At 52.4% G+C, this 500-nt stretch carries 1 rRNA gene; it reads right to left on the bottom strand.

The features are described from left to right. A 23S ribosomal RNA gene (locus AC1DNI_RS22770) occupies positions 1-487 on the bottom strand; the annotation flags it as partial. Positions 488-500 lie beyond the last annotated feature (13 nt).

The following is a 500-nucleotide window of genomic DNA, read 5'->3' as shown; positions in this document are numbered from 1 at the left end:
TTGTCTCATAAAAGCCACTGGCCTGGTCCGCGTTCGCTCGCCACTACTAGCGGAGTCTCGTTTGATGTCCTTTCCTCCGGGTACTTAGATGTTTCAGTTCCCCGGGTTCGCTTCTAACCCCTATGTATTCGAAGGTCAGATACCTTATTAACGATACTTGGAAACCTGTGCAGTTGTCGGCGTCACGCCAGCGTTAATAAGGACTATTATGTCCTCACGCTGTCGCAATCCTTTCAAAGGATTGCTCGCTGCGGACGGCGCGCCAAACGATTGGCGACGGCCTAGCGGCCTGTATGGGAGACCCATACCAACGTCCCGACGCCGGCCAACTAAACAGATTTTCCAAGTATCTAAGGTGGGTTTCCCCATTCGGAAATCGTCGGATCAAAGGGTATTCGCACCTCCCCGACGCTTATCGCAGCGTATCACGTCCTTCATCGCCTGTGCATGCCAAGGCATCCACCAAATGCCCTTAAGACACTTGATCATTCTCATTGCCA

The organism is Phyllobacterium sp. 01N428 (genome assembly GCF_056399405.1).
Note: the sequence above shows the minus strand (reverse complement) of the source record. Positions and strands in the feature narration are given on the sequence as shown.